This window comes from Algibacter agarivorans (genome assembly GCF_039543245.1).
GTDB classification, from domain to species: Bacteria; Bacteroidota; Bacteroidia; order Flavobacteriales; family Flavobacteriaceae; genus Algibacter_G; species Algibacter_G agarivorans.
The window spans coordinates 48,993-59,212 of sequence record NZ_BAABJJ010000045.1 but is presented as its reverse complement, the minus strand read 5'-3'; the positions used below and the strand labels follow the sequence as shown (position 1 = coordinate 59,212).

The window sequence follows — 10,220 nt, the reverse complement described above, 5'->3', positions numbered from 1 at the left end:
TCTGAGGACATAAAAATTTTTGGCTCAAAGTTCAACCAATTTTAAATACTCCACAACTTTTTGTGTTGAGCCATAAAAGCATCCATTCGCATTAAAAAACCTTTAATTGAATGCAAAACGACTAATTTCCGACCCAATCCAAAAAGTATAAATGAGTTCTAAAAAATATAAAAATGAATTTTGGCAAGAAATTTATTTTTTTTAATACAGCTTATAAAAAAACAAACCCTCGGTAATCAGCCAAGGGTTCTTTCATCAATCAAAAAACGAACAGTTATGTTGTAACTGTTTGTTACTGTAATTTAGTCGTAATTTTAAAAAATTACTATCCTAAATAAGTTTTTAATATTTTACTTCTAGACGTATGTTTTAATCTACGAATAGCTTTTTCTTTAATCTGTCTTACACGCTCACGAGTTAAATCAAACGTTTCTCCAATTTCCTCTAAAGTCATTGGGTGTTGGTTTCCTAAACCAAAGTATAAGCGAATAACATCCGCTTCACGAGGTGTTAAAGTTTCTAATGCACGCTCAATTTCAGTGCGCAAAGATTCGTGTAATAACTCTCTGTCAGGGTTTGGTGACTCTCCAGAGTTTAATACATCATATAAGTTGGAATCTTCACCTTCAACTAAAGGTGCATCCATACTTACGTGACGACCAGAGTTTTTCATAGACTCCTTAACATCATTAATAGTCATGTCCAATTCTTTTGCTATTTCTTCGGCAGAAGGTGGGCGCTCATGACTTTGCTCAAGAAAAGCAAATGTTTTATTAATCTTGTTAATTGAGCCAATTTTATTTAATGGTAGACGTACAATACGAGATTGTTCAGCCAAAGCTTGAAGAATCGATTGACGAATCCACCAAACAGCGTAAGATATAAATTTAAAACCACGTGTTTCATCAAAACGTTGTGCCGCTTTAATCAAACCTAAGTTACCTTCATTAATTAAATCCGGTAATGTTAATCCTTGGTTTTGGTATTGCTTAGCTACCGATACTACGAAACGTAAATTAGCCTTTGTCAACTTCTCTAAAGCTATTTGATCCCCAGCTTTAATACGTTGTGCCAATTCTACTTCTTCGTCTGCGGTAATTAAGTCAACTTTTCCAATTTCTTGCAGATATTTATCTAACGAAGCGGTTTCTCTGTTGGTAACCTGCTTCGTAATTTTAAGTTGTCTCATCTAATGTTTTCCTGTATTTAATTATGTGAATAATAGGCCGTTCAATGGTTATACGTACAAATGTTACATTTTGTTACAAAAAAGGCTGAAATATTTTAACTGCTTTGATTTTTTTGACATTAGAAGTGTTTGTAAAGTCACAATATTAATGCTTAAGAGTTTAGGTTAAAGCAAATTTTCAACAAGGTTTTATATGAGAGTAGATGTGCGGGTTTAAAAGATTTACATATAAAATTGGTTGCGTGTTTACTAGTTAAATATGCATGTTTTGAAGTCTAAAGATAAATTTTTAGGACACTGTTTAGGCGCTCTGCATAGCTATTTTTTAGCAATGATTTTCTCTGGTAATGCTGATTCCGGTATTGGTTCTCTTTAGTATTTGTGCTTATTGATTGCTAAATCAAAAAAAAACGTGATTTATAATGACCAACTAATTAATAGCAAAAGTAGCGCTCAACTTAAATGTAGGAATGGTGACTTGAAACTTTTTGGTAGTGGTGAAGTTTACCATACTATAATGCCCTTGCATAGCGCCAAAAGGCGAGGTAAGTAAACAGCCCGATGTATAGGTGTGAGATTCACCTGGTTTAAGCACGGGTTTTTTGCCAATAACGCCTTCGCCAGAAACGGTTTCAATGTTATTTAGTGCGTCTAGGATTTCCCAGTGACGTGCATTAAGTTGTACAGAATCTTTGCTTTGGTTTTCGATAGTTACGGTATATCCAAAGGCGTACTGTATTTTATAATTTTTATAAAATGAGCCTTCGAAAGTAGTGTCTACCGAAATTTTTATGCCTCTTGTTACTTGTTGAACCATGTTAACTATTGATATACAAAGTGTTTGCTTGCGCTAAAATAATAAATATTAAGTGGTTAACACAAATATTAACGTGATTGATATAAAAATTAGATGAAATGCATTTTTAACCCTTAATATTTGTTAAATATCCATTACAGCTTGGAGTTTTAATGTCTTTTTTGATGTTTAATTTGAAATATTTACTGAGCTACCTTCGCCAACACCTATAATTTTGTCGAATCGAGCGCCTAAATCTCTGTAATAAACTAGAACTTTATAGTTGTTTTCGGTCTGGTAGAAATTCCCACCAATAAAACCTTCATCAATACTTCCATCTTTATTCACTACAATAAATTTGTAATTATAAAACCCTTGTTTGAGCAGCATGGTATTTTGGAAAATATCGTATTCGGTGTTGTATTTCATTTCTGTGCTATCATCAATAGCATAATTATTAAAGTTTCCGTATACATGAATGGTCTTGTCCTTTAAGGCTTCACTTGCTTTTAAAGAAAAATGCATCCACACATAATCTGCTTCAATACTTGGGTTTTCGGCATCAATATTTAGAATAACATAATTACCGTTTATATCAGGGTTATACGTGTATGGCCTGTTGGCTCTTTCGATATTAGTATACAAATAATTGTGATACAAATCTTTTAAATCTATGGAGCGTATACCTGTGTTTGCCGCACGAACATCTTTGTTTTCAAAGTAAAAATATTCATTTCCGCCCCAAAAACTGGTTTCTTTATCATATTTGTAAATCAGTTGATTGCCTATAGTATATTGTGGTTTTAGGTTTGAAATAGCGGTGTTTAAATTGTTATTCTGAACTATAATTACTTTTACCGTTTGTAAAGGATTATTAAACTGCATACCGTTTGATGAGATAACAATATCTACACGTTGTTTTTCTTCTATAAATTGAACATCGCGGGAGCGCTTTATATTTACGCCAACATTCGTTTTATCTTCATAAATCATAAATTTTCTAGAGAAAACAAGGTCACCATCATTATTGTAAACTGAAAGCATATAATTTCCAGAAACCCGTAATCCTTTTGTAAATTGATTTGGAATAGTGAGTTTATAATGCGAATAAATCTGATAGGTATTAAATGAGTTTTCGTAATTACGGATGCGTTGATTATCAAAACCATTCATATATTCCGATTTTATTAAGACCGAAGGTGTCCAATCAAAATTAAAATGTTCAATTTTATAGTAGTAGTCTTCTTCGTCCCCATTTAAAGCATCAAATTCTAAAACAACATACTCCCCAAGCCTTAAAATGGGCAATTGCATTTCTGGAGTATCTCCTCTAAAATTAATTGTTTTTATATAATCTGGTGGATTAACTTCATCTATTTGAGAAAAAATTACAGCGGGAAATAAAAGGAATACGAATAGTAGAAAAGGCTTAAATGTCATTAAAAAAAAGGTTTCTTTGTAAATATAAACAAATATAATGCCTAAAACCGAACTTCTTTCAACAGGAATAAATTTCTATTAAATTTATTATGAAAACTGTTTATTTAATTCGTATTTTTGCCCCGATTTTTAGACAACTAATTTCAATAAAATAAATATGTCAAACGACATTCGTATTAAAAAAGGTCTGGACATTAAACTTATTGGTGAAGCTGAAAAAATTGTTGAACAAGCGATTATCAGTAACTACTGCACCATAAGACCAGAAGATTTTCACGGCGTTATTCCAAAACTTGTTGCAAAAGAGGGTACTTCAGTTACAGCTGGAAGCACTTTGTTTTATGACAAATCTCACGAAGCAATTAAATTTGCATCACCAGTTTCTGGTAAAGTAGTGGAGGTGGTTAGAGGACCAAAAAGACGCATTGATGCTATTATAATTGAAGCTGACAAAGCACAATCTTTTCAAGATTTTGGAAAGCTTAATGTTGAAACTGCTAAGGCAGAAGACATAAAAGCACATTTACTAGCCTCAGGATGCTGGCCATTTGTAAAGCAACGTCCGTATGATGTGATTGCAAGTCCAGAAAAATCGCCAAAAGCGATATTCATTTCAGGTTATGCCAGCGCACCGTTAGCAGCCGATTTAGATTTTACATTACAAGGTAAAGAGGCAGAATTACAAGCTGCTATAACCGCTTTAGGTAAACTAACCGAAGGTAGTGTACATATATCTGTTGGTAGTACTGGTTCGCCGCTTGCTAGTTTATCTGGTGTTACAACCCATAAAGTTTCAGGGCCACATCCATCAGGAAATGTGGGCACGCTAATTAATAAAGTGGATCCGATAAACAAAGGCGAAGTGGTTTGGACAGTAAGCGCTCAAGACCTTGTTATTATTGGAGAATTGCTACTAACAGGGAAATTCAATACAGAACGTATTGTGGCTTTAGTAGGCTCTTCAGTTGAAAAGCCAAGATATTTTAAAACGAGTATTGGTAGCGAAATTTCTACCTTAATTTACGACAAAGGTGTTTCTGAAAAAGGAAACGACCGTATTATATCCGGAAACGTTTTAAGCGGAAAACATATAAAACCTGATGGTAGCTTAGATTATTACAGTAATGTAGTAACTGTTATTCCTGAAGGTGATGATTATGATTTATTCGGATGGACTAAACCAGTATTTGATAAGGTGTCTACCTCAAGAGCCTTAACGTTTTCATGGTTAAATCCTAAGAAAAAGTACGATTTAAACACCAACACGAACGGTGAGCATCGTGCTTTTGTAACTACAGGAACTTATGAAGAAGTTTTTCCTTTAGATATCTTTCCGATGCAAATATTAAAAGCTTGTATGTACCAAGATTTAGATGAAATGGAAGCTTTAGGCATGTATGAAGTAGCTCCTGAAGATTTTGCATTAACAGAATTTGTTTGTGTGTCTAAACAACCACATCAAAAAATTATACGAGCAGGGTTAGATTTAATGCTAAAAGAGATAGGATAATGAATTTAAAAACGAGATTACATATCTTAAAGAGAAAGTATAGGAATAAAAAAATGGCGCCAGTTTTTAATGCGCTTCATACGTTTTTATACTTGCCAGACGAGACCACTCATAATGGAACTCACATAAAGGCAGCCGACGATTTAAAACGTACAATGAATACTGTAATTATGGCTATGGTGCCATGTTTATTGTTTGGTATGTTTAACGCTGGTTACCAACATCATTTAGCTTTAGGTGAAATTCAAGCCGTTACAGGGAGTTTCTTTAGTGCTGAATTTTGGATATTAGATAACTTCATGGTTGGTTTTTGGAAAATCTTACCACTTGTTATTGTATCCTATGGTGTTGGTTTGGGAATTGAATTCATATTCGCCATTATTAAAAAACACGAAGTTGAAGAAGGCTATTTAGTAACAGGTATGTTAGTGCCGCTTATTGTACCCATTGATATTCCTTTATGGATGCTTGCAGTTGCAGTAATCTTTGGAGTTGTTATTGGTAAAGAAGTTTTTGGAGGTACTGGAATGAATATTCTAAACCCGGCATTAACTATTAGAGCCTTTTTATTCTTCGCCTATCCAACTTGGATGTCTGGTGATAAAGTATGGGTTCATGGAGCGGTTGAAAGAGACCAAGCTATTGCTACAGGACAAAATTCAGATGCCATTTCTGGCGAAACTATATTAGGGACTTTAGCTCAAGGTAGAGAGGTTGCCCATTCTGTTTCAGATATGTTTTTAGGATTTATTCCAGGCTCCGTTGGTGAGACTTCTACATTATTAATAGTAATAGGGGGGGTATTCTTAATCTTCTCAAAGATTGGAAGCTGGAGAATTATGTTGTCTTCTGCTTTTGGAGCTATAGTCATGGGGTTAATTTTTAACCAAGTTGTAGATGCAGGTTGGATTACAGAAAGCAGTAAGTTCTATGGCTTAATGAGTACAACATGGTGGCATCATCTATTAATTGGTGGTTTTGCTTTTGGTACCGTATTTATGGCAACAGATCCTGTTACGGCGTCTCAAACCAATAAAGGAAAATGGATTTATGGTTTCTTAATAGGATTTATTTCTATTTTAATTCGGGTGTTCAACCCAGCATATCCAGAAGGTGTGATGTTAGCCATTCTATTAATGAATGTGTTTGCTCCAACCATCGATCATTACGTTGTACAAGGTAATGTGAAGCAAAGAATGAAACGTTTAAAAGCAAAAACAGCTTAATCATGAGTAACAGAACGGATTCAAATATATATACTATACTTTTTGCCATAGCCATGGTAATTGTAGTTGGTGGATTATTAGCGTTTACAGCATCAGCTTTAAGACCTAAAATTGATAATAACGAACGACTGGAAAAGCAACAAAATATTTTGTATGCTATGGGGGTTAATGCAAATGATGAGAGCAGTGCCATTTTTGTTTCGACAGATGAAGCTCCAGAATTGTTTGCAAAATACATTACCAAACAATTAGTTATTCAAGGTGATGACATATCTGAAAATACTGAAGCTTACTTAATAGATGTTAAGAAAGAACAGACTAGTGCAAAAGCTGGAAATGAAAGGAAATTACCATTATTTATTGGAAACAAGGATGGTAAAACATTTTATATAGCCCCTATTAGAGGCAAAGGACTATGGGATGCCATTTGGGCGTATGTTGCTATGGATGAAAATATGGTTGTTCAAGGTGCTTATTTCGATCACAAAGGAGAAACAGCAGGTCTAGGAGCCAACATAAAACAACGCTATTTTATGGACGATTTTATTGGTGAAAACTTAATGAACAATGGTAGTTTTAAAGGAATTGCTGTTGCCAAAGGAAACAACGATCCGAAGAATACAGATAAAAATGATAACGAAGTAGATGCCATTGCAGGAGCCACGATTACCGGTGACGGAGTTTCAGCAATGCTTAAGTCTGAATTAAGACAATATGTATCTTATTTCGAAAACTTAAAAAACAATTAATTTATGGGACTTTTATCAAAAAAAGACGCAGCATTAATTAAAGATCCATTAGCAGATAATAACCCTATTACTATTCAAGTATTAGGAATATGTTCAGCATTGGCAATTACGGCTGAATTAGAAGCAGCAATAGTAATGTCCATTTCTGTATTATTTGTATTAGGAATTGGTAACGTTGTTATTTCTTTAATGAGAAACATCATTCCTGGAAAAATCAGAATTATTGTTCAATTAATAGTCGTAGCAGCTTTAGTAATTATTGTTGACCAAGTGTTAAAAGCATTTGCATACGAGTTAAGTAAAACGCTTTCGGTTTTTGTTGGGTTAATAATTACCAACTGTATTATTATGGGGCGTTTTGAAGCTTTTGCTTTAGCAAATGGACCTTGGCGTTCATTCTTAGATGGCATAGGGAATTCTTTAGGATATGGTGTTATTTTAATTATAGTAGCTTTTTTTAGAGAATTACTTGGCGCTGGAACTTTATTAGGATTTAAGGTTTTAGGAGACCCTATTGAAAAAACTGGCGCTTATGCACTAGGATACGAAAACAACGGTTTTATGTTATTGGCACCTATGGCATTAATTGTTGTAGGTATAATTATTTGGATACAACGTAGTAGAAACAAAGCATTAATAGAAGATAATTAATTTAAAAGTACTTGAAGTATAAAGTGCCTTAAATACTTAAAGTTGAAAAGGCAAAAAATATGATAATTAACGAAAAACTTTAGGCACTTAAAACTTAATGAACTTATAACTTAAAACATGGAACATATAGAATTATTTTTCAAATCGATATTCATAGATAACATGGTATTTGCTACATTCCTAGGAATGTGTTCATACTTAGCGGTTTCTAAAAAGGTAAGCACAGCTGTTGGTCTTGGTGCTGCTGTTATTTTTGTACTGGCAATAACGGTACCTTTAAACTGGTTACTAGATCAGTATCTTTTACAACCAGGAGCCTTATCTTGGTTAGGAGAAGAGTTTGCGTCATATGATTTAAGCTTCTTATCTTTTATCATGTTCATTGCAACTATAGCGACCATGGTACAATTAGTAGAAATTGTGGTTGAGAAGTTTTCACCATCATTATACAATTCATTAGGTATCTTTTTACCACTTATTGCGGTAAACTGTGCCATTTTAGGAGGGTCTTTATTTATGCAATCTCGTGAAATCCCAACATTAGGTTTGGCTTTTAATTATGGAATAGCTTCAGGAATAGGATGGTTTTTAGCCATTTTAGCTATTGCAGCTATTCGTGAAAAAATTAGATATTCAAATGTACCACCTGCATTAAGAGGATTGGGAATTACATTTATCATTACTGGCTTAATGGCCATTGGATTTATGAGTTTTGGTGGTATGTTAACAGGAGGAGATGAAGAAGCAGTTATAGAAGAAAAGACTGTTAAAGTTGATTCTGAAGATAAAAAAGAAGTGATAGCTAACAACATAAAAGTAAATGAGTAATATGATATTAGCCGCAAGTACATTAGGAACAGTCATAACAACAGTAATAGCGTTTTTAATTATTACGTTGTCATTAGTTGCACTACTATTAGTTGTAAAACAAAAATTGTCACCATCGGGTCCAGTAAAAATTACCATTAATGGTGAACGTGAAATAGAAGTGGCCTCAGGAGGTAGTTTATTATCTACTTTAGGTGCTCAAAAAATATTCTTACCATCAGCTTGTGGTGGTGGTGGTACATGTATTCAATGTGAATGCCACGTATTATCTGGAGGTGGAGAAGCTTTGCCTACGGAAACACCTCACTTTTCAAGAAAAGAATTACAACACGGAGCACGTTTATCATGTCAAGTAAAAGTAAAACAAGACATGGATATTACCATTCCAGAAGAAGTGTTTGGTATTAAAAAATGGGAAGCCGTTGTAGTGCGTAATTATAATGTAGCTTCATTTATTAAGGAGTTTGTTGTTGAAATCCCTGAAGACATGGGATATAAAGCAGGTGGGTATATTCAAATTGAAATTCCACCATGTGAAGTTAAATATTCAGACATGGATATTACAGCACACCCAGAAGAACATGAAACTCCAGATAAATTTCAAGAAGAATGGGATAAGTTTAAATTATGGCCATTGGTAATGAAAAACACCGAAACTATTGAACGCGCATATTCTATGGCTTCGTACCCAGCTGAGGGACGTGAAATCATGCTCAATGTACGTGTGGCTTGTCCGCCTTTTGACAGAGTCAAAGGTGGCTGGATGGATGTAAATCCAGGTATAGCATCGTCTTATATATTTAATCAAAAACCAGGTGATAAAGTAACTATTTCTGGACCTTACGGTGAATTCTTTATCAATGAGTCGGAAAGTGAAATGCTTTATGTTGGTGGTGGTGCTGGTATGGCACCAATGCGCTCGCACTTATATCATTTATTCAGAACCCTAAAAACTGGACGTAAAGTTACGTATTGGTACGGTGGGCGTTCTAAACGTGAGCTATTCTACTTAGATCATTTTTATAAATTAGAAAAAGACTTCCCTAATTTTAAATTCTATTTAGCCTTGTCTGAACCAATGGAAGAAGACAACTGGAAAGTAAAAGAAAATGTTGATGCGCCAGGTGATGGATTTGTAGGATTCATTCATAATTGTGTTATAGATAATTATTTAAGTTTACACGAGTCACCAGAAGATATAGAATTATATTTCTGTGGACCACCATTAATGAACAAAGCCGTTCAGAAAATGGGAGAAGATTTTGGTATCCCAGATGAACATATTAGATTTGATGATTTTGGAGGCTAGCCGATAATCGCCATTAAGTAAATTGGCATAATAAATATAAAACCCAATACGAAAGTGTTGGGTTTATTTTTTATATAAAGAACTCATTTAAACCTGATAATCAATATTATTTATTTTCATTGTTAAACAAAAAAATCAATAGCTTTATAGAACATTTTAATTTTCACTAAAAATGAAGAACAACCACATAAATTATATTGAATTATACGCCAATAACCTTGAAACTATAAAAACATTTTACAATAAAGCTTTTGGTTGGGAATTTACAGATTATGGAACTGATTATGTTGCATTTTCTAATAGCGGTCTGGAAGGTGGATTTGAAAAAAGAGATGGTAAAATCACTAACGGAGCACTTGTTGTTTTATATCATAAAAACCTAGACAACATAAAGACAAAAATTATTGAGTGTGGTGGTGAAATTTCAAAAGACATCTTTTCCTTTCCTGGTGGAAGACGATTTCAATTCATAGATCCAACGGGAAATGAATTGGCTGTTTGGTCTGATATATTAAACTAAGT

General features: G+C 33.8%; 10 protein-coding genes. 7 read left to right on the top strand and 3 right to left on the bottom strand.

Annotated elements, in window-relative coordinates; genetic code table 11:
* Positions 1-325 precede the first annotated feature (325 nt).
* From ABD935_RS16470 to ABD935_RS16460, 3 genes are all read right to left on the bottom strand, one after another.
* Positions 326-1,189, bottom strand: coding sequence for a sigma-70 family RNA polymerase sigma factor (locus tag ABD935_RS16470; RefSeq protein WP_034041378.1), 864 nt, complete (start codon positions 1,187-1,189; stop codon positions 326-328).
* 430 nt (positions 1,190-1,619) lie between these two features.
* On the bottom strand, positions 1,620-2,006 hold the full coding sequence (gene apaG / locus ABD935_RS16465; protein ID WP_345194009.1) for a Co2+/Mg2+ efflux protein ApaG: 387 nt from the start codon (positions 2,004-2,006) through the stop codon (positions 1,620-1,622).
* 168 nt (positions 2,007-2,174) lie between these two features.
* Positions 2,175-3,425 (bottom strand): type IX secretion system plug protein, encoded by a 1,251-nt coding sequence (locus ABD935_RS16460; RefSeq protein ID WP_345194006.1) that lies wholly within the window; start codon positions 3,423-3,425, stop codon positions 2,175-2,177.
* A gap of 157 nt (positions 3,426-3,582) precedes the next feature.
* Here ABD935_RS16460 and ABD935_RS16455 point away from each other — a divergent pair, with 157 nt between their 5' ends.
* The 7 genes from ABD935_RS16455 (at position 3,583) to ABD935_RS16425 (ending at position 10,218) form a co-directional block, all read left to right on the top strand.
* Positions 3,583-4,935 carry a Na(+)-translocating NADH-quinone reductase subunit A gene (locus ABD935_RS16455; protein WP_345194005.1) on the top strand — a complete coding sequence of 451 codons (1,353 nt, stop codon included), beginning with the start codon at positions 3,583-3,585 and terminating at the stop codon, positions 4,933-4,935.
* Positions 4,935-6,161 carry an NADH:ubiquinone reductase (Na(+)-transporting) subunit B gene (locus ABD935_RS16450; RefSeq protein ID WP_345194003.1) on the top strand — a complete coding sequence of 409 codons (1,227 nt, stop codon included), beginning with the start codon at positions 4,935-4,937 and terminating at the stop codon, positions 6,159-6,161. The genes ABD935_RS16455 and ABD935_RS16450 overlap by 1 nt, the downstream gene beginning before the upstream one ends.
* Before the next feature lie 2 nt (positions 6,162-6,163).
* A complete protein-coding gene (locus tag ABD935_RS16445) occupies positions 6,164-6,910 on the top strand; it encodes a Na(+)-translocating NADH-quinone reductase subunit C (RefSeq protein WP_345194001.1) in 747 nt (248 codons plus the stop codon).
* A gap of 3 nt (positions 6,911-6,913) precedes the next feature.
* The gene (locus ABD935_RS16440; protein WP_345193999.1) at positions 6,914-7,561 is read left to right on the top strand and encodes an NADH:ubiquinone reductase (Na(+)-transporting) subunit D; all 648 of its coding nucleotides are present in this window, start codon (positions 6,914-6,916) and stop codon (positions 7,559-7,561) included.
* 117 nt (positions 7,562-7,678) lie between these two features.
* On the top strand, positions 7,679-8,389 hold the full coding sequence (nqrE, locus tag ABD935_RS16435; protein ID WP_345193997.1) for an NADH:ubiquinone reductase (Na(+)-transporting) subunit E: 711 nt from the start codon (positions 7,679-7,681) through the stop codon (positions 8,387-8,389).
* Position 8,390: 1 nt separating this feature from the next.
* Positions 8,391-9,698 carry an NADH:ubiquinone reductase (Na(+)-transporting) subunit F gene (gene nqrF / locus ABD935_RS16430; protein ID WP_345194015.1) on the top strand — a complete coding sequence of 436 codons (1,308 nt, stop codon included), beginning with the start codon at positions 8,391-8,393 and terminating at the stop codon, positions 9,696-9,698.
* A 172-nt stretch (positions 9,699-9,870) separates the two neighbouring features.
* A complete protein-coding gene (locus ABD935_RS16425; RefSeq protein WP_345193995.1) occupies positions 9,871-10,218 on the top strand; it encodes a VOC family protein in 348 nt (115 codons plus the stop codon).
* Positions 10,219-10,220: the final 2 nt, after the last annotated feature.

Bases quoted from the DNA above. Each gene is read 5' to 3' on its own strand.
- ABD935_RS16470 (WP_034041378.1), bottom strand. From the start codon at position 1,189: ATGAGACAACTTAAAATTACGAAGCAGGTTACCAACAGAGAAACCGCT.
- apaG (WP_345194009.1), bottom strand. From the start codon at position 2,006: ATGGTTCAACAAGTAACAAGAGGCATAAAAATTTCGGTAGACACTACT.
- ABD935_RS16460 (WP_345194006.1), bottom strand. From the start codon at position 3,425: ATGACATTTAAGCCTTTTCTACTATTCGTATTCCTTTTATTTCCCGCT.
- ABD935_RS16455 (WP_345194005.1), top strand. From the start codon at position 3,583: ATGTCAAACGACATTCGTATTAAAAAAGGTCTGGACATTAAACTTATT.
- ABD935_RS16450 (WP_345194003.1), top strand. From the start codon at position 4,935: ATGAATTTAAAAACGAGATTACATATCTTAAAGAGAAAGTATAGGAAT.
- ABD935_RS16445 (WP_345194001.1), top strand. From the start codon at position 6,164: ATGAGTAACAGAACGGATTCAAATATATATACTATACTTTTTGCCATA.
- ABD935_RS16440 (WP_345193999.1), top strand. From the start codon at position 6,914: ATGGGACTTTTATCAAAAAAAGACGCAGCATTAATTAAAGATCCATTA.
- nqrE (WP_345193997.1), top strand. From the start codon at position 7,679: ATGGAACATATAGAATTATTTTTCAAATCGATATTCATAGATAACATG.
- nqrF (WP_345194015.1), top strand. From the start codon at position 8,391: ATGATATTAGCCGCAAGTACATTAGGAACAGTCATAACAACAGTAATA.
- ABD935_RS16425 (WP_345193995.1), top strand. From the start codon at position 9,871: ATGAAGAACAACCACATAAATTATATTGAATTATACGCCAATAACCTT.